Origin of the sequence: Paenibacillus gorillae (assembly GCF_000513275.1) — a bacterium.
Lineage (GTDB): Bacteria > Bacillota > Bacilli > Paenibacillales > Paenibacillaceae > Pristimantibacillus > Pristimantibacillus gorillae.
Genome location: NZ_CBVJ010000012.1, coordinates 40,806 through 60,210, shown reverse-complemented (window position 1 = coordinate 60,210; position 19,405 = coordinate 40,806). Strand labels below are relative to the sequence as shown.

The following is a 19,405-nucleotide window of genomic DNA, read 5'->3' as shown; positions in this document are numbered from 1 at the left end:
GATAATTTCAGATCCGTTAATGCAAGGTCACATATTTTCAAATACTTGTATAAATTCATCGGGAGATTTTAATCCAGAAATTCTAATCTCGTTATTAACGACAAAGTAAGGAACCCCTCTGACCCCTAGCTTTTGAGCGTCACTTTGCCCTAACTCAACCTTTTCAAGACCCTCACCGTTCAAAAGACGAATTTTGAGCTCAGAAGCATCATCCGCCAATCCGGCAGCTCGTCCTATCTCCGCAAGTTCATTGACATCGCCGATATTAATGCCTTTTTCAAAATACGCCGTATATATTTGCTCTATCAACTGCTCTTGCAGCTCCTCTGGAGCAATAGCAATTAGTTGATGAGACCGTGAAGTATTTGGTGTGAATTTCACAATATCCATATTAAATGTAAGACCGAAATGCGCCCCATATTGGTTATACTGCTTCATTCTCGCTTCGAACTGCGCAGTACCGCCTAAACGACCAATCATAACTTCCCGATAATCTTCTCCTTCAGGACGGATACCAGGGTTAAGCTGAAAAGCATGCCAGCGAATGGTTGCTTCTGTTCCTTCAGGCAACTGTTCCAAAGCGGTTCGCAGACTGGCTGTTCCCATGCGGCACCACGGGCAAATCGTATCTATAAAAACATCTATAATTAAATTTTTCATTACTTAACCACAACTGGCTTTACCGTTTTAATGTGCTGGATATAATCCAGACTGCTTTTTACCAGCCGTTCTTCGGTAACATCGGAAGTGTCGTTGAGTGAAAAATGAGGGAGATACGAGGCACTAATAAACTCAGCCAGCGCTTCGATCGGCCGCAAAATTTCTTCTAATGTAAAGCGGTTGGACCCGGTAGCTTGATAAGATGCTGCAGTACCGTAGGTGGAAGTAGCGACACCTATTTCTTTCCCCGCTGTTTTAGTGCCTTCCGGACCATATGCCCAGCCATATAACAGAACCGAGTCAAACCATTTTTTCAACAATGGCGGTGTGCTGTACCAGTACAGAGGAAATTGGAAAATAATCCGGTCATGTGCCTCGATCAATTGCTGCTCCTTAGCCACATTAATGTTTTCATCTGGATACGTGTTGTACAGCTCATGAACCGTAATATCATCATTTTTATGCAGTTCTTTTACCCATGATTTATTCCAGTTGGATGCTTCGAGGTTGGGATGAGCGACAATTACCAAAGTTTTCATTTTTATTGACTCCATTTCATCTTTTTTTATTAGCATTCCTCAGTGTGCCTTTTTATTCTCAAAGAAAGATACATCTTTCATGAAAATGCTCTCTTGTTTATGAATTAATGCTCCGTTAATCTCAGAGTTTTTTTTCACTTCAATCCATGCAGGATCATTACGAAAACGATCGTAATTAACATTACGCTGCTCCATATTCTCATGCTCGACAATATAAAATAGGCGATCACCATCAGATTCTTCCCAAAAATGCGTTATCTTCATGTCATGGTTGTCGAATAACTGAATAACATGATTTTTGAATCTGTCTTGAATAGCCTGCATCTTACCTGGATTAATATGATAAATCCGCAATTCGTACAGCATCCTTCGTCGTCACCTCCTTAATCTGCTTATTATTTATCTATCTACTAATTCATAGATAAAATTCATGAAACTCGACAAATCCACAGTCCGTACAGTACCCTGCGTTATCAGCTACTTTATCTATCTACTAATTCATAGATTGAACTCAAACCATTCATCTCAATTAACTAAAGTTAACATGTACAAATGAATGGAAAGAATTTTAGTTAAATCAAAGCGGCTATAAGTCCTTCCGCAATTAGATTAAATCTATTGTAATCCCGGAAACTTCTTGCTAATAACTGTGCCCCTTGAAGTGATGCAAGAAATTGATGGGCAACTGTCTCCGATGAACCGGAAAAGTTTAATTGACCTTCATTCCGTCCCTCATCCAATACTCGTTTCAACCAATCCAAATTGCTTGTAAACAACTTTGCAATTCCATCTAGTGTTTGACCCGATAACGAGGCTAGGTCAGTAGCAAGCATAACACCCATACAAGTACAATATTCCTGAACTGGACCACTATAAAGTTGGATGAACTTTCGTAATTTTTCTATATTATCAGTTGTTTCGGCATCAATTTGAGCAATTGAAGCCATAAAATTGTTGTAATACCTCACAATCAGTGCTTCTCCGAGATCCTCCTTATTGGGAAAATAGTAATGAATACTTGAGGTGCGTATTCCTACTTTTTTAGCTATGTGGGCATAACTGAAACCATTAAACCCATATTCCTGTACAATCGACTGCGCAGTATCTAGAATAACTTCTTCGGTATTTTTGTTCATGCTCGCATTCTACCTTTTAATAGATACCCTGTCAACGATGTGTTGAGCAGCTCGAGTGATCCTAATAATAATCAAAAAGACATGAATAGTCCATCATTTTAGGTATATGAAATATTGATATTTGGTATCTCATTTCTGTATTTTACATGATTACAATAACGTTGTATCATCTTAGCAATGATCACTAAGATCTGCAAAAGAATAGTGAATATATGTTGGACAGCGGGGAATAATCAAGGTAAATATGCAGGAGGCAATGATGTGACAACTTATCATTCATTAGAGATCGAAGGATTAGAAGTATTTTATCGTAAAGCTGGCAATCCAGAAAAACCAGTTATTCTTTTACTCCACGGCTTTCCGTCTGCTGGCCATATGTTTAGAGACCTAATTCCCGTTTTAGAAAAAGATTATTATCTAATCGCTCCTGATTATCCTGGATTCGGTAACTCTTCATCACCTGACAGGGAAGAGTTTAAATATACGTTTGACCAAATTACTACTATTATGATGTCGTTTATCGATAAACTAAAGCTGACTAAATACGCATTATATGTTTTTGATTATGGAGCTCCTATTGGTTTTCGTATAGCCATGCAACGTCCAGATTGTGTAACAGCAATCATAAGCCAGAATGGAAACATATATCGTGAAGGACTTGGTGAGAAATGGGCAGCACGAGAAGAATATTGGTCTAATCCTACTTTAGAAAAAAGAGAAAGTTATCGGACAGCTTTTTCACCTGACACGATTAGGAATCAATATGTTCAGGGAACAAAAGAAAACAGCGTTTCTCCAGATGGCTATACTCTTGATATTGCTTATATGTCTCGTGCGGGAAATGATGAAAAACAATTAGACTTAATTTTTGACTATCAAACTAATGTAAGATTGTACGCACAATTTCAAAAATATCTCCAGCAATATCAGCCTCCCTTATTGGCAGTATGGGGAGAGAATGATGTATCATTTATTCCGGCAGGTGCCAAAGCTTTTAAAAAAGATCTGCCTGAAGCGGAGATCCATTTATTAGATACAGGGCACTTTGCATTAGAAACACATGCGCTTGAAATTGGCGAACTGATGCTAAACTTTTTAAAAAATAATGGAATTTGAAAAATGGAAAAGGGACATTAAAGATGCTGATGCGCATTTTGAATGTCCCTTTAGTTTGTTTACGAGATATCAATAAAGGCAATAATGGATGTATATCTGTAGGGGTGAAGAAAAAGGAAGGAGAAAGTTAATGACACCTGCTGAAAAAATATCGCCAACTCAACTTAGTCTATTGCTCTTTTCCTTTATAGCTCCAACAGTCATTCTGATCATTCCGAATGTAACAATCGAAATTTCCAAGCAAGACGCATGGATGACAATATTCCCTTCTGTCTTGATCGGGTCAATAAATATTTGGGTAATGATCCTATTGTCTAATCGCTACCCAGGTCAAACCATTATTCAGTACAGCTCACAAATCGTAGGCAAATGGCTAAGTAAATTGATGGGGCTGTATATTCTATATTACTGGATTAATTTTAATTTCATTATTCTTAATCAGCATATCCAGTTTGTAAATACCGTTCTATTACATAGAAGTCCTCCCATCGTTCTCAGTCTATCATTAGCACTCTTGTGCGGCATAGCTGTCTATATGGGAATTGAATCGATTGCAAGATGCAACGATTACCTTGCTTTAGTTATGTTTGTTTTGTTGATTCCGCTCTTGATACTCATGCTTGCAGAATATGAACCAGAGCGGCTCCGTCCTGTGTTGAGCAACGGTATATTTCCAGTCCTCCAGGGATCAATTTTCCCAGCAGCTTATTTAAGTCAATTTTTTATTTTAGGATGGCTTCTCCCTTATTTAAATCAACCGAAAAAAGCTTTAAAGGCTTCCTTTTTCGGTTTATTTACTATCTCTGGACTTCTAGCCATTATTATTATACCTATGATCATGATATTTGGGCCCTTAACGGAAAAACTGACTTTCCCCTTATTAAGCGTCATCCAGTTTATAGGAATTCAAGGAAGCTTTGAGCGCATGGAAGCCTTAGCGGTAGCTATATGGGTTATGGGCAGTTTTATAAAAATATCTCTTACCTTCTTTGTTATCTGCCTAAGTATCGGTCAGCTTTTTAACATTAAAGGGTATAAGGACCTTGTAATTCCTATAACGATTTTGTCCGTATTAGGATCGATTTCAGTTTTTGTAAATTATTCTACCGATTTAAATCATTATCTTAGATATACCTATCCGAGCCATGCATTATTTACACAATTAGCTCTACCTCTTATCCTTCTAATGATTGATTCTATAAAAAAATCTTTGGAAGAAGTCTGTACTTTAGTTTTATTGTTGTAAAATGAATTTCCCAAGAGGTTCAAATAAGGTTCTTGCTACAATTGTTGTGCTTGGTATATACACCTTGGCAATGGTTAAAATGCCAACGATTATACATACCCCCATCAAGCTGCTATATAAAATAGCCGCTTTAGGTTGTTTGATATGTCGCAGATAATAAATAGTCAAGCTCAACATCACTACAACAAAAGTTACTATTTGCAGGATCATTTTCTCATCTCCTTGTTCTGCATATCAAATGAAGAATGAATCATTCCAGCCCCTTTTATCGTCAAATTCACCTCGACGGATATATCGGCCTCCGGAAATCGCGAATCCCATTGATTTTTCAATACAGCCCACTTTTCCGGATTATTCTTATATAGTTCTTGGCCAAAACCTACACTATCCACTTGATACTTTTTTTGAATTTTAATGAGAAAATCTTGAACTTGCTTCTTAGCAGCACCTTCTAATGCGCTTTTTATGACATTCAAATTTTCTGGTTCGTTAATATCTAAACTGGAAGTATTCTCGGCCAGGCTTCCCTGGCCTTCGAGTTGAATCGTAAAGTGTACAAAATCATTTGAATTCTTCGTTATGATTTTGCGGTCAGTATGGTTTAGAACCATACCCACTTCGCCTCCATGGGGTAATTTTGCCGTAATTCGACCGGTCTTCAGCTGATTCGTCACCCACAACAGCCCTAATGTTTCTTTTTCGTTCAATAAACCAAGTAATTTGAAATCTTTAAATACACCTGCACCCGCAAAATTGTATATTTCCTTATCGGAATCTTTAGAGTAGCTATCTGGCTCGATTGCCCCTATAACAGGGTGAACGCCTTCACTTGCATACGTAATATAAAAATCGCGTAATGTTACGGCCAAATCTTGTCCTGAAATCTCCATTTCTTTCACCGCTTCGATTGATACTTGCTTGAAAGGATATTTCATTTTCAAAATGTCCCGGCCGTCTCCTCCTTTCACAATCATGATATAGGTCTTTAATCGATATTTAGGATCATGAGTGAAAATATCTAACACATCATCAATTCCATGCCTGGCTAAATGTTCACTAATGAAAATAACGCTTCGATGTGAGAAAAATAATATGCGTGAACTCTTCTTCTGAAGTTTCCGGTGAATCTCATTCCCATCTTTTCCTTCAGCGGAAATAATGAAAAATTGATTGTCTTTTGCCCCGCCACGATTTCCCCCTTCTGTAGATGAAGGTATGGCGACTTGAAGAGAACATAGTATGTTACCATCGTCCGATAGATCCATGGCAGTAGCTGTAACAAATGCAAGATCATTAATTTCCGTACGATCCCAACATCCGCAAAGAATGACGAGCATGAGAAGTATCATACATTTAAATGTTCTCATCTATTCTCCCTCCAGCTTTCTATGTATCTCCACTCAAATCTTCAAGACGATCTTCTCGTGAACTGGGATTGTTGGAATGCCGAAATTTCATCCAAATCGGCAGCCTTATTAAAACATTTTTCAATTCGCTAAGCTTTAACGGAGCAATAGGAGAAAAGTAAAGAGTGCCGAATGACCGGAGAGAGGTTACATGCAGCATGATGCCCAGAAATCCTAAAACAATGCCGTAGAGTCCCATAGTACCTGCTAAGAATAACATTGGAAAACGAAGTAATCGGATCCCATTTGAAAAACTGTACCGAGGAATTGTAAACATGGATATTCCAGTGATTGACACGATAATGACTACCGGAGCAGATATTAAACCTGCTTGGACAGCAGCCTGACCAATTACCAATCCCCCAACAATACTTATCGCTTGGCCCATCTGTTTAGGCAGACGAATACCAGCTTCCCGTAATGCTTCAAATATGATTTCAATCAGTAAAGCCTCAATCATGGCAGGAAACGGCACAGCTTCCCTTGAGGCCGCAATACTTAGAACAAGATCAGTAGGTATCATCTCCTGATGAAAGGTTGTAATCGCTACATATAATGGAGGGGCATATATCGCAAAGTTTATAAAAAGGAATCGAATCCATCGAATAAATGTAGCCACTGGCCAACGAATATAATAATCCTCACTCGCTTGAAGTCCTGCCCAAAATGTCATCGGAGCAATGAGTACAAATGGGGTCGTATCTACAAGAATGGCTACTTTCCCTTCAAGCAATTCAGCAACTGCTACGTCCGGACGTTCTGTGCTATGTACTTGAGGAAATGGTGAAAAAGGTTGATCCTCAATAAATTCTTCGATATACCCTGAGTCGAGTACACCATCTAATTTTATCGAATCTAATCTTGCCCGCACTTCGTCAACTAATGAATTGTTCGCAACCCCCTTCAGATATGAAATGGCTATACGAGTTTGAGACAGCTCACCTAACGTAATATACTCTACCTTCAATTTTGGAGTTTTGAGCCTGCCACGTATTAGACTTATATTGGTTGAGAGATCTTCAATAAAACCTTCCCTTGGGCCGCGCACTACCGGCTCGGATGAAGGTTCATTTAGGCTTCTCTTGACTGAACCAGAAATCGCAACTGTCATGATATCACTGCTGCCTGCTATTAGGATGGCCGCATAACCCTCTAATAGATTACGAACGATATCTGAAACATTTTTTGAAATGTTTGTAGTACCAGCGAAGATCAACTCGTCTTTAAGGTCCCCTTCTGTTTTAGCTCTAGTTGTTATCATGGGTTTAATTACATACTCATCAAGCATTTTCTCGTCAATGAGATTATCTATGTATACAATTAGCCATTTAATATGATGATTAACCTCGATCTGTCTATATTCCAAATCAGAACAATCCTGAAACGTTTCTTTTATAATCTTTTCGTTTTGTTCAATATCCGAAGTAAACTCTTTCTTATGGTCTTCCTCCAGTTTATTGCTTTTCAATTTAATGTTTCTCTCGTATTCATTGAAATTACCACTTCCAAATCTTCTCATCAGGACAACTCCGTTTGATTAAAGTGAATGAAATTATTATTCCATATGGATAAAAATCTATTCCACAAAGTTATATTATGGTTGAAAATTCAGTCATAAATGTGAACTGGTTTTAGCTCTATCGTAGTCGATTAGCTAGAACAAAACAGGAGTGAAAAGCATAAATACGCTTCTCCCTCCTGTTTTGTCGTCCGTCATTATTCACTATCTAGTGCACTTCCCCGCGTGCAGCGCGTGCGATGCTTTCTGCGAATAGTGGAGCTTCTCTTCTATTGTGATCTTCCGATATTTTTTGACGAGATGCGGACGCCTGCTCAAACGTAAGTCCTTGATCCTCGAAAATACGCAATAAATGCTCCGACGGATGGGTTACAACGAAATTTGTAAACTCAGTCTGCTCGGCGTTGACGGGTTTTACGCTAAGCTCCCAAATTACTTGCATTTGGGTTCGTTGTTCGTTCGAAATAAAAATATCGGTCGTGGAGACCATCCGGCATTTATGTTTTTCGACGACCTCCCCTACATAATGCTGAATGGAGAGACTGGTGCCGATTTTCTCCACGTTTATTGACATAGGACGTCCGTCTTCAGTCGTGGTTGTTCCCACCGCTATATGGTCGGGAGGACAGCACCGTTGATATTCAGCTTCAGAAAGCGAAAACAACCATTTTCCGATATCGACTTTTTCCACCGGAACGTCGATGATGTGACTAAAGCTTGAGTTTGCGAGAGTAAGATCTTCGCGAATTTTGGACATAAGTAAGCCTCCTCTTTATAGTCATGCTGTCGCTTATATATTTATGGAATACATTTACTTCGCCAAATCGTTTACAGCTGAGAAAGAAGTTCTTCCGTTGTTACAATTGCATGAGCAAACGTAGGCCCATTAACTTCATGCGCCGAGTACATAGCCTCTTTACTATAAGCAGCAGTAGCATCTTTAACGAGAGTAACATGGTAGCCCAGCTCCGAGCCAAAGCGCGCGGTCGCTTCGATGCAGGTGTTAGCTAACAAGCCGATAATAATAATCTTTTGTAAGCCATGCATTTTCAGCTGATGATCTAAGTCCGTGTTCGCAAATCCGCTGCTAGCCCAATGCTCTTTAATAATCACGTCGCCCTGCTGAGGTTGAAAATCGGGATGAAATTCCCCGCCCCAAGAATCCTTTGCAAATATTTGTGATTGTTGAGCTCTGATCTGATTGGGATTTGGATACAGCCAAGTATCAAAGTCATTGGATTCAGATCGGTGATGAGGAACATAAAAAACACGAATACCGGCTTTTCGCACCCTATCAACGATTTCTTTCAGATGTTCGAGCAGATTTACGGATTCTGATATTTCCTTATGACGAGGGTAAGCTTTACCCTCCGCAGATAAGAAATCATTATAGGGGTCAACCAATAATAAGCCCGTAATTCCTTTATCATAGGTTTTTGTCATTAGGCGATATTCCTCACTTTCCTATTGGAAGTAAATTTCGGTATAGGTTTCGTCATTTGACCATACTTTATGCGAAATATTAAACCGGAGCGCAAATTTGTCTTCGATAAATTTTATATTTAGAACATAAGTAAAAGACACCCCTCAGGGTGCCTTTGCAGGTATTTATTCTACTTTGTTCAAGTACGACTTGCCCCATTATTAGGTAAGGAAGCAACCCGGTGATTCGAAAGTACGTACCAAATTAGCATCAATAACGAACAGATACTAACTGCAATCAAAGCGGCATACACAATCTCATAAGCATGAACAAGTGAATGCTTATGTTGAATATCGAGCAATATGCCGCAAACCGCTACGGAAAACGAACCGCCGAAAAACTGAATGAGCTGCATGAAGCCCATGCCGGAACCAATCAAGTTGGATGGTAAAATACGAGTTGTTTCATTGTTTAGTGATGCTAATGATGCTGAAGCCGCAGGCGAGAAAAATAAGTACCCAACTAAGACTACGGCCGGCGATATGCCGATAATCGCCCGAAAAAACAATCAAAACCAATGCTAAAATAACTTGTCCTAGAATGAGGACGCGCATGTTGCCGTACCGGTCAATCCAGCGCCCGACAAAGCGCGTTAGGAAGGCAGATAGGACAGCACCAGGCGCAATTGTAAGGCCGATGATCAGCGGTGAATCGCTGAATAGATTAGCAAGGACCAGCGGCATGATAAACAAATTCCCGAGATTCAGCACCAGTATACTGAAGCCGACAAAAAGCAGTTTTCGATACTTCGGTTCTGCGAAAAGTTTCGGGTTAATAAAAGACTCATTTTTTCGCTTTAGATGCCAGATGTGAGCGGCGATCGATAGGATTCCGACTGCCAGCCAGAAATATGATCGCTGTGTGACGGCAGTCAGAATGGCTACAGCATTGACAACGGTCAGGATGGCTCCGAGCAAATCAAACCGGAATGGCTTTGGCTGCTCTTTGGGGAGCAGGCGCAGTAACACGGGGAACAGCAGAAGCACAAGGCTCGTAACACCAAACAACCCCTCCCAGCCGATATATTCAGTAATTAGCCCTCCGACAATCGGTCCCAGACCAAATGCCATGGCGGATCCAGCCGATATCATAGCGATTGCTCGGCCGCGTCTTTCATAAGGAATATATCGACTGGCTATAACAAGACCAAGCCCCGCTGTTACACCTGCTCCGGCAGACTGCGCAATTCGAGCAAACAACAGCGCTTCAAAATTAGAAGCAAAAATGCCGAACACAGATGCGAGACCCAATATTATCAGACCAATTGCCAACAGTCTTCGAATCGGCAGTACATCGGAAAGCCTGCTGTAAATCATCGTTGACAAGGCATAACCAATTGAATAACTTGAAATAATCCATGAACCAAGGGACGCCGAAACGCCAATATCCCCAATAATGCTCGGGATCGAAACATTAAACATCGTCGTGTTCATTATCACGATGAACAGTCCGAAGGTCCATACCGGCATTACAATTTTGTCATTCATGTTGATACCGTCCTATCTATGATTTCATGCGCCGTTAAATCATGTTGTTTTCCCATGACCCTCGAATCTCCACATTTGTTGACTTCGCTGCCCGCTCCAATTCTTCAATTTCATTATTCGTTAACCTTACCTCAATGGCAGAAACGGCGCTGGCGATATGCGATGGTTTCGTCACGCCTATAATTGGTACTGTTCCTTTGGCGATTGCCCAAGCAATGGCGATTTCAGCAGGATTAACTTGATGCCGGCTGCCGATTTCTCTCAACAGCTCTAACAAAGCTTCAATTTTGACGAATACCTCTTTATGGAAGGCGTCTCCTCTCCGAGTTCCCTCCTTAAAAAGATTCTGAGCATTGTACTTACCAGTTAATGCCCCTTGCTCCAACACCATATAAGAAAAGAAGATCAAGTCATTGGCATTGCAATACTCGATTATTCCAGCTTCTTCTGAGGCACGATAAAGCAGGCTGTAATGGTTTTGAACTGCTGACAGCTGAAGCCCCTCTTGAGCCAATATATCCGCAGCAAGCTTAATTTCGTCCAAATTATGATTAGACACGCCTGCATGCTTAATTTTTCCGCTTTTCATTAACGGAATCAATTGTCGGGTCCAGCGTTGAACATCTTTCGGATTATGAATCCAATAAATATCTGCAAGATCCGTACCAAGCCGCTGCAAGCTTTCACCGATGCTTTCTTCAAGAGCATGGTCTGACTGCTCAATGCGAGGCGTGAACTTCGTTGAGATCAGGACATCATCTCTTCCTTGAATAAACGTTGCGAGAATGGCTTCCGAAGCACCCATGCCATACACTGCAGCCGTGTCCCAAAGATTCAATCCGGCGTCCATTGCCGCATCGAATATAGGCTTTAAATCATCGGACATCAGAGCATTTCCAAAAACCGCGTCACCTCCGTTAGCCCCGGTTCCCCAAGACCAGGTACCAAGAGCAATAGCAGGAATATTGGTATTTTTTAGCCGGACGGTTTTCATGATACATCTCTCCTTTAATTTGTTTATAGAGCCGCAAGAAGTTCTTCTGTTGTTAAAATAGCATGTGCAAATGTAGGACCATTAATTTCATGCGCTGCATGCATCGCCTCTTTACTGAAAGCAGCTGTTGCATCTTTAACAAGGGTGACATGATAACCAAGTTCCATGCCGAAGCGTGCAGTCGCTTCAATGCATGTATTGGCTAACATGCCAACTACAATAATCTTTTGTACACCGTGCATTTTAAGCTGATGATCCAAGTCCGTGTTCGCGAAGCCGCTGCTGCCCCAATGCTCCTTAATAATCACATCGTTCTTCTGAGGTTGGAAATCTGGATGAAATTCTCCGCCCCATGAACCTTTAGCAAATACTTGTCTTTGTTTCGTAAGAAGCTGATACGGAGTAGGGTGCAGCCAATTTTGAAAATCATCAGGTTCAGATCTATGGTGAGGAACAAAAAAGACTTGAATGCCAGCTTGTCGAACAGCATTAACGATCTCTTTCAAATGCTCCAGCAAATTTACGGAATCTGCTACTTCTTTAGCACGCAAGAAGCTTTTGCCTTCCGGTGCTAAAAAATCATTATAAGGGTCAACTAAAAGCAGCCCTGTTGTTGTTGGCTCGTATATCTTCGTCATGGAAATGCAGTCCCTTCCGGTTAAAAAATTAGAAAACATCATCATTTTAATAAAGACATATTCATTTCTATAATTTGACTTAATTTTTCCCTGTCACTAATCGTTTTAACCATAACGCGAAGTCCGATCAGTGCATTGTTATAATATTGAGCAAGCTGTTCCGCATTTAACGTCTTGGAAAGCTCCCCCGAATGTTGGCCTTCGATGATAAGGTCATGTATTAATTGTTCTGTAAAGTCCCAGAACTGAAGAACACAATCTCTTGCCTCTGAATCATGATTGGCCAGTTCAACCGCAGTATTCACAATAAAGCATCCCACAGGAGACTCTTCCCCCTGATGAATTGCCCTTTCAAACAGCATTTGAATTGCTTCTCTCGCAGAAAGGCCCGCTAGACGGACTTTATACGATTGCTCAAGCGATTCACTATATCTTTTCAATGCTTCGATATACAACGAATTTTTATCGCTAAAAGTATCATACAAGCTCCCTTTATGAATCCCCATGTGTGATACTAATTCTTTCATGGAAGTTTTCTCATACCCTTGCTCCCAAAATAACAGCATGCCTTTATGCAAAACTGTATCACGATCAAACTCCTTTGTTCTGACCATCTATACTCCTCCTTTCACATAAATCTTGAATAAAGAACGATCGGTCAACAAAAATAAATTTACCACTATAAGAACGATCGGTCAAGAATAATTTTGAACAATCGTTCTTAAATGATTGCCATCCCTATCAATTAATAGCTTTTGCGTTGGTTTAGCTGATTTATCTGAATCCTGCTTCTAAAAATGCAAAAAGCCCAAGCCAATATGCTTGAGCTTTGACCTCAAAATTCCATTGTGCAGATTAATCGTGCACTAGTCCACTACGTTTGTAATAACTTCGATATTACCACGGGTCGCCCTGGAATACGGGCAAACATTATGAGCTTCCTCGACGATTTGTTTCGCGACGCTCATTTCTACACCCTTAATAGAGATGTCCATGTATACGGACAAAACAAAGCCATCGTCTGCATCCTTTCCAAGCGTAACATGCGATGTTATTTTTATGCCTTCCGATTTCAGTCTTTGTTTCCTCATGACAACACCCATCGCACCTTCAAAGCATGCGGCAAATCCCGCTGCAAACAACTGCTCCGGATTGCTTCCGTGTCCGCCAGGTCCTCCTAATTCTTTTGGAACCTTTAAGCTCATATCAAGGACACCATCACTGGATACGATCTTGCCTTCCCTTCCGCCTTCTACTGTTACCGTAGCTGTGTACAATTTCTTTTCCATTACATCCATTTTCGCAGTTCTCCTTTTTACGGCCATTAACGAAGTTTCTGTACCAACCTTTCTGAGCTTCTGAAGGTCATAGAATAATATGCCTTTAGCATGATGTTTCTATGCGGTTGTCGAATACTCCCGATCATCCGAAAAGAGTGCAACATTATTAAACAATGTTCGTTTAAGAGAGCGAAGCTTCAAATCCTACAACGAGGTGACAGACATGAAAAACAAATTTAAAATGCTCGCAGTAACCGCCACTGCAATTCTTTCCCTTACCATAGCCGGACATAGCTTTGCCGCAGCTGGACAAGGATTTCAAGAAGCGAATAATGCCAAGATTCAAATCTCCGTCTCTTCGCTGCAAAAGAAAGGCATCATTAAAGGGGATCAAACGGGGCGCGTAGAGATTAATGCTACTCTTCCCGCTGCGCAAGGTGTGCAGTTGTTAGTCAATGCGTTTGGATTCAATCTAGATACGATTCGTTTCTTTAAAGAACCGCATGCTACAGACTACTTCAAGAAAGCGGATGATAAAGCTTGGTATGCTCAAGCTCTGATTATTGCAGCGGCTAACGATCTTGGTTTGCCGAATGATCTGGATCCAAAAAAGGTCTGGACTAAGGAAGAATTCACGCATTACCTGATGATCGCGTTGGAGAAGAAAATCGAACTGCCAGCAATTAATGAGGATTCCAGCAATAGAGAGCAGTTAAGCTGGGATGTGAAGCGTGCGCTTATCCTTGGCATAGCCACTCTCGATACAGACTACAATTTCAATCCAAAGAAAGAAATTACAAGCGGTGAAGCCGCAGAAATGGTCTACAATGCTTTGAAATATTTAGAGACACAACAAGCGCCGAATCAGCAGTCCTAAATTTAATAGAAACCCAGTACCGTCACGGTACTGGGTTTCATTTTGCATTATTGATCGATTTCAGGGGTATTTGAAAATATCTGATTTCGGATTTTACCGCCTTTAATTACTAGTCTTATTTTTGCTATCCTATCAAATCCAGTTTATCCGTAACCATTCTTACGAAGTCACTCAATGTGAAATGCTGCGCTATCTTATGTATTCCCGGGGAAGCACAGACTGCCAGCATATGCTCCTCATCCAATTGACTGTACCATAGTCGGCTATTTTGCCACTCCTGTTGGTACTGTACTCGACCTTGGGCAACATCGATCGTGAACTGGTCGAGCGGCAACGATAACCCTCGACCATCTGCTTTGATAAAGCTTTCTTTCATCGTCCATAACGCATAAAAGTATTGCTGCCGGCTTATCTCCGGTTCTCGAAGCAACGCTTCATACTCATCCTTGGAAAAAAAACGTTTAGCAATTTCAAATGAAATTGGCTTCATCTCTTCAACATCGATGCCAACCGGGGTATAATCGACTGCGCATACAACCCACTGTCCAGAATGCGATAGATTAAAGTAAATCTCCCTCTCATCTCTTTCCCTTTCCAGCATCGGCTTACCAAAACGATTCTGAATAAACTTCAACTCACTATTTCCCCGGCCCGTATTTTCACACAATGCATACCTGGCCAATAATTCCCCAAACAATGATCGCTGAGCATCCTTCGCAAAATGAAAGCGCGCGACCCGCTCCCGTCTTCCTTCAGAAACGTAAGGCAGCCATTCTTCCCGTTCTATAGATGCCATTTCTCGATCCATCTTAAGATAATAAAGATGAAGCATGTCACACTTCCTTAACCTGGTCTAGAGCACGTTTACAAACTTAAGTTAATTACACCATAATGTAGGCTAATTTTCCATACCTCGCTAATAGCCATTATAAGAAATTATCAACATGCAAATCTGCCCCCTAAACCTTATTTATGAAAACAGCCTATAGCTAGTAAAATACTGCGCTACAGGCCGGCTTCACACTTTGAATGTTAGTGCAGCATTATACGACGCACATAAACATTCAGCATGCTATATAAATTCATTCTTTAACAATAGATCTCAATTACACTTGCTATACCCGCAATTGCTGCATTGCCTGCAGCCCTCAATATTAATCAACGCGGCTGAGCCGCATGAAGGACAGAGATCAAGCGAGCTGATCTCACCATGTTTATGCTGATGCTTATCAGCATTCTCGTCCCCACTTGCACTCAACTTCGACACACCCGCACTCACCGTGGGAGCCGAAGCCGCCTGCTCCTCAACACTCTCCAAATGCGTCTCCAACGCTTTGGCAACCGCATCTGCAATCGACTCCACGCGATTCACACCAAAGCCAATCGCGCCGGAGCCGCCAATCCCTTTCAAGTGCTTGATCAGCAGCTTCACTTTATTGCCATGATCGCCGTAACGGAGAAACAGCGAGCATACTCTGCCCAGCGCTTCCGCCATCGCGAACACATCAGAGCCTGCTTTGCCGACGTTCAGGAAGATTTCAGCCGGCGTTCCGTTGAGATCGTTAATCGTAATGTAGGCCATACCGAACGGTGTGTTGATTTTATACGTGGCACCGCGCAGCATTTGCGGCCGGCGTTTGTAAGCTTGATCGACTACACCTGTTCTAGCAGGCTCCTCTTTTACATCCACCGCTCCAACTGCACTTCCCGTAGTTAACCTTTCTCCAACGGCCTCATCCGCAGTTCCCGCTTCGACCGTTCCATCTTCAGCCGCCGCGTCCGTTTTCCCGGCTTCTGCCACTGCTGATTCTTCCGCCTTTTTCTCTTCACCTGGTGTCGACAACACCTGTACATCCCGGCTCCCGTCGCGATAGATCGTTACGCCTTTGCAGCCGAGCTCGAAGGCCATTTCGTACAATTCCTTCGTCTCCTCCACGGTGAAATCATTAGGACAATTGGCAGTTTTGGAGATTGAGCTGTCAACCCAGCGCTGAATAGCCGCCTGAACACGAATGTGATCCTTAGCAGACAGGCTCATCGCCGTTACGAAATAATCCGGCAAATCTTCGCCGGGATGAGCATCCTTCCATTGCTGCGCGATTGGAACAAGCTGCTTGTCGTATCCAAGCCGGCTTTGGCGGTAATATTCGAACGCAAAGTAAGGCTCGATGCCGGTAGAGGTGCCGACCATCGTTCCCGTACTGCCCGTTGGCGCTTGTGTAATGACCGTTACATTGCGAATGCCTTGGAGCCGCACCGTTTCGCCAACCTCCGGAAAAGCCTCAATTATATTGCGCATAAACCCGCTTTGCACAAATAGATCATGCTCGAAAGCTTCGAAAGAGCCTTTTTCCGCAGCGATCTCACTGGATGCCAGATAGGACTCCCGTGCAATAAAGCTGTATAGCTCATCGAGAAAAACGAGTGATTCCGGGCTGCCGTAACGGATGCCCAGCTTGATCATCAGCTCTGCAAGCCCCATCGTTCCGAGCCCGATCCGGCGCTCCCGTTTTTGATTATCCTCATTTTCCTGAAAGTGATACGGCGTCGTATCGATCACATTATCTAGAAACCGTACCGACCATCGGGTTACTTTGGCAAGCTCCTGCCAATCAACGGCGTGATTCGCCTCATCGTAAAATCTCGACAGATTTATCGCAGACAAATTGCATACGCCCCAGCCCGGCAGACCCTGCTCCCCGCATGGATTCGTGCTGATGATGGGATTGAAATACCAGCTGTTGGACATCTGGTTGTAGTATTCCATGAAGACGACGCCCGGCTCAGCGGACTTCCAGGCCGATTCAATAATGAGATGCCAAATATCGCGGGCGCGGACGGTTTTGTACGGAATCACTTTTTTGCCCAGCTTCCGCCATGCCTCCAGATCGCCTTCCCACAGCTCATTGTACTCGGGATCCTTCGTATCGGGGAAAACAAGCTCCCAGTCGGAATCCTCCTTGACTGCCTTCATAAAACCGTTGCTGACACACACGGACAGATTCGCATTCGTCACTTGCCCCATCGTCTGCTTCACCGTGATAAAGTCGATAATATCGGGATGCCAATCATTAATCATCAGCATGAGAGCGCCCCTCCGGCTCCCGCCCTGCTCGATCAGCCCCGTCGTATAGCTGAACAGCCCTCCCCAAGAGACGGAGCCGCTCGACGTGCCATTCACTCCTGCCACGATAGCTCGGCGCGGACGCAGCGAGGAAAGATTAATGCCAACACCGCCGCCTCTAGCCATAATCTCGGTCATTTCGGTTAAGGTCTTCATAATGCCGCCCCGGCTGTCCTTCGGTGATGGAATGACGTAACAATTGAACAGCGTCAGCTCATCGCTCGCCCCTGCTCCTGCAGCTATCCGCCCGCCGGGAACGAGCTTCCAGTCATCTAAAATATAGCGGAAACGCTCCGTCCACAGACTTCGCGCCGCTTCATCCCCTTCTGCTCCAGCCATAGCCGCAGCCAGCCGATCCCACATCTCGCCTGGCGTATGCTCGATCGTCAGCGTCAGCTTGTCGACGGTAGTCTCTACCGTATCCCCGCTCCGCATCTTAACCTGAACGACATCTCCATCTCGCGAGATGATCTCCCCGACTTCTTTTGCCGGAAATTTCGGATCGTCCTTCGTTAGCGCGAGTACGACATCACCCACTTTAGCCTTGCTCGTATCTGCATTTTTCCTAGCGTACCGGTCCAAAAATATTTTTTCACTCAAGCCTTCCAGCCGATTGCTCCCCGCTTCACCCATTTCAGCAGCCTCCCCAGATTATGAATTGGCTTTCTATGCACGGTCTCACAACAGAATAACAACATATTGTGTTTTATAACCATTATAACATACTACATATTGATTTTCACTGATCTACAATTAAATAGGCTTACAGCATCTACAGTCTTAATCACACGCAGGCGTCCGCTATTTCCTCGGTCTTATTCTACTCCTCTTTCTTATGAATATCCGACAATAGGGTCATACTATAGGCAACTATCTCTTTTTTCCCGGAAGGAGCCTGCAAACTTGTCCTCTACCATTAACCCTAACGCCGATCTTACTGGTGCGGCTGCCGCTTCGAACATGATCGCTACCCGCAAGCTGCATCCATTGGTCGACCTGAAGCTGGACCGTTCCTGGTTCGAGGAGCTTCAAAGCCGGATGGCCAAAAACGGCCCTTGGGACGACTGGACGTTGTATCAGCTGTCAATGGAAGCTGAGCAAGCGAAAAAAATCGACAGCTTCGAGCATATGCAGTGCCTTCGGACGCTTCCCGGCCTTGAGCCTATGCCGCATCAAATTAGTACGGCCCGCAAGGTGCTCCATGAAATGGGCGGCCGGGCCATTCTCGCCGACGAGGTGGGACTTGGCAAAACGATCGAAGCCGGCCTGATCCTGAAAGAATATATGGTTCGCGGTCTCGTTCGCCGCGCGCTTATTCTCGTGCCTGCCTCCCTGGTCTTGCAATGGGTAAGAGAGCTGAATCAGAAGTTCGGCATATCGGCCGTCGCGCAAAAGAAAGAGCATACTTGGCACTACGATGTCGTAGTCGCCTCTATCGATACCGCGAAGCGCGACCCGCACCGCGAGCTTGTGCTGGGCACTGACTACGACCTCATCATTATCGATGAAGCGCATAAGCTAAAAACAAAAAAACGACCAACTATCAATTTGTCGTCCAGCTGCGCAAAAAATATTGCCTGCTGCTAACCGCTACACCAATCCAGAACGACCTCGACGAGCTGTTCAATCTCATTACGCTGCTGAAACCGGGGCAGCTCGGCGGGCAGAGTGAGTTTGCCGCCAACTTCGTCGTCGATAAACGGCTGCCGAAAAACGAAGATCAGCTGCAGGACGCGTTGTCCAGCATTATGATCCGCAACCGCCGTGGCGACGGCGGCATTTCGTTCACGAAACGCATCGTCCGCAACATTCCACTCGTGCTGTCAGCAGAAGAACAAGCTCTATATAACGCCGTGACCGGTTTTGTCCGGGAACGCTACGACGAGAGCGGCGGCGATCT

Annotated in this window: 19 protein-coding genes and 1 pseudogene; 4 read left to right on the top strand and 16 right to left on the bottom strand. The window is 43.1% G+C overall.

The genetic code is table 11. The annotated features are described in order from the left end of the window. Positions 1-27: 27 nt before the first annotated feature. The 4 genes from TY10_RS00940 to TY10_RS00925 all read right to left on the bottom strand — a co-directional run bounded on the left by TY10_RS00940 (position 28) and on the right by TY10_RS00925 (position 2,335). Positions 28-660, bottom strand: coding sequence for a DsbA family oxidoreductase (locus tag TY10_RS00940; RefSeq protein ID WP_042159634.1), 633 nt, complete (start codon positions 658-660; stop codon positions 28-30). Continuing rightward, entirely contained in the window at positions 660-1,199 is a 540-nt protein-coding gene (locus TY10_RS00935) for an NAD(P)H-dependent oxidoreductase (RefSeq protein ID WP_042159632.1), read from the bottom strand. The genes TY10_RS00940 and TY10_RS00935 overlap by 1 nt, the downstream gene beginning before the upstream one ends. 39 nt (positions 1,200-1,238) lie before the next feature. Then, positions 1,239-1,565, bottom strand: coding sequence for an NIPSNAP family protein (locus TY10_RS00930; RefSeq protein ID WP_042159630.1), 327 nt, complete (start codon positions 1,563-1,565; stop codon positions 1,239-1,241). A 206-nt stretch (positions 1,566-1,771) separates the two neighbouring features. Next, entirely contained in the window at positions 1,772-2,335 is a 564-nt protein-coding gene (locus TY10_RS00925) for a TetR/AcrR family transcriptional regulator (protein ID WP_052350274.1), read from the bottom strand. A 261-nt stretch (positions 2,336-2,596) separates the two neighbouring features. Between TY10_RS00925 and TY10_RS00920 the strand changes: the two genes are divergently transcribed. Continuing rightward, positions 2,597-3,451 carry an alpha/beta fold hydrolase gene (locus TY10_RS00920; RefSeq protein WP_042159628.1) on the top strand — a complete coding sequence of 285 codons (855 nt, stop codon included), beginning with the start codon at positions 2,597-2,599 and terminating at the stop codon, positions 3,449-3,451. Between the two features lie 130 nt (positions 3,452-3,581). Next, the gene (locus tag TY10_RS00915; RefSeq protein ID WP_042159626.1) at positions 3,582-4,697 is read left to right on the top strand and encodes a GerAB/ArcD/ProY family transporter; all 1,116 of its coding nucleotides are present in this window, start codon (positions 3,582-3,584) and stop codon (positions 4,695-4,697) included. Here the strand turns inward: TY10_RS00915 and TY10_RS00910 are convergent. The 10 genes from TY10_RS00910 to TY10_RS00865 form a co-directional block, all read right to left on the bottom strand. Then, a complete protein-coding gene (locus TY10_RS00910; protein WP_042159625.1) occupies positions 4,686-4,907 on the bottom strand; it encodes a hypothetical protein in 222 nt (73 codons plus the stop codon). The genes TY10_RS00915 and TY10_RS00910 overlap by 12 nt on opposite strands. Next, positions 4,904-6,064, bottom strand: a complete 1,161-nt coding sequence (locus TY10_RS00905; RefSeq protein ID WP_042159623.1) for a Ger(x)C family spore germination protein — start codon at positions 6,062-6,064, stop codon at positions 4,904-4,906. Before TY10_RS00905 ends, TY10_RS00910 begins: the two co-directional genes overlap by 4 nt. 19 nt (positions 6,065-6,083) lie before the next feature. Beyond that, the gene (locus tag TY10_RS00900) at positions 6,084-7,622 is read right to left on the bottom strand and encodes a spore germination protein (protein ID WP_042159621.1); all 1,539 of its coding nucleotides are present in this window, start codon (positions 7,620-7,622) and stop codon (positions 6,084-6,086) included. Between the two features lie 208 nt (positions 7,623-7,830). After that, positions 7,831-8,379 carry a hypothetical protein gene (locus TY10_RS00895; protein WP_042159620.1) on the bottom strand — a complete coding sequence of 183 codons (549 nt, stop codon included), beginning with the start codon at positions 8,377-8,379 and terminating at the stop codon, positions 7,831-7,833. A 71-nt stretch (positions 8,380-8,450) separates the two neighbouring features. Further along, complete coding sequence (locus TY10_RS00890) at positions 8,451-9,065, bottom strand: cysteine hydrolase family protein (protein ID WP_042159618.1); 615 nt, start codon at positions 9,063-9,065, stop codon at positions 8,451-8,453. 444 nt (positions 9,066-9,509) lie between these two features. Further along, positions 9,510-10,592: an MFS transporter gene (locus TY10_RS00885; protein ID WP_052350273.1), complete on the bottom strand. Its 1,083-nt coding sequence runs from the start codon at positions 10,590-10,592 to the stop codon at positions 9,510-9,512. Positions 10,593-10,626: 34 nt separating this feature from the next. Beyond that, positions 10,627-11,586, bottom strand: coding sequence for an aldo/keto reductase (locus tag TY10_RS00880; RefSeq protein ID WP_042159616.1), 960 nt, complete (start codon positions 11,584-11,586; stop codon positions 10,627-10,629). A 23-nt stretch (positions 11,587-11,609) separates the two neighbouring features. After that, positions 11,610-12,224 (bottom strand): cysteine hydrolase family protein, encoded by a 615-nt coding sequence (locus TY10_RS00875; RefSeq protein ID WP_042159613.1) that lies wholly within the window; start codon positions 12,222-12,224, stop codon positions 11,610-11,612. 41 nt (positions 12,225-12,265) lie between these two features. Beyond that, entirely contained in the window at positions 12,266-12,838 is a 573-nt protein-coding gene (locus tag TY10_RS00870; RefSeq protein ID WP_042159611.1) for a TetR/AcrR family transcriptional regulator, read from the bottom strand. Between the two features lie 252 nt (positions 12,839-13,090). Next, positions 13,091-13,513, bottom strand: coding sequence for an organic hydroperoxide resistance protein (locus TY10_RS00865; protein WP_202903124.1), 423 nt, complete (start codon positions 13,511-13,513; stop codon positions 13,091-13,093). A gap of 214 nt (positions 13,514-13,727) precedes the next feature. Here TY10_RS00865 and TY10_RS00860 point away from each other — a divergent pair, with 214 nt between their 5' ends. Beyond that, positions 13,728-14,381: a hypothetical protein gene (locus TY10_RS00860; RefSeq protein ID WP_042159606.1), complete on the top strand. Its 654-nt coding sequence runs from the start codon at positions 13,728-13,730 to the stop codon at positions 14,379-14,381. A gap of 124 nt (positions 14,382-14,505) precedes the next feature. Here TY10_RS00860 and TY10_RS00855 read toward each other — a convergent pair whose 3' ends face one another. Both TY10_RS00855 and TY10_RS00850 read right to left on the bottom strand, forming a co-directional pair. Then, entirely contained in the window at positions 14,506-15,177 is a 672-nt protein-coding gene (locus TY10_RS00855; RefSeq protein WP_162160552.1) for a 4'-phosphopantetheinyl transferase family protein, read from the bottom strand. A 306-nt stretch (positions 15,178-15,483) separates the two neighbouring features. Beyond that, the gene (locus TY10_RS00850) at positions 15,484-18,138 is read right to left on the bottom strand and encodes an adenosylcobalamin-dependent ribonucleoside-diphosphate reductase (protein ID WP_042159604.1); all 2,655 of its coding nucleotides are present in this window, start codon (positions 18,136-18,138) and stop codon (positions 15,484-15,486) included. Between the two features lie 327 nt (positions 18,139-18,465). Here TY10_RS00850 and TY10_RS32410 point away from each other — a divergent pair. Continuing rightward, positions 18,466-19,394, top strand: a pseudogene (locus tag TY10_RS32410) (DEAD/DEAH box helicase); the annotation flags it as partial. Positions 19,395-19,405 lie beyond the last annotated feature (11 nt).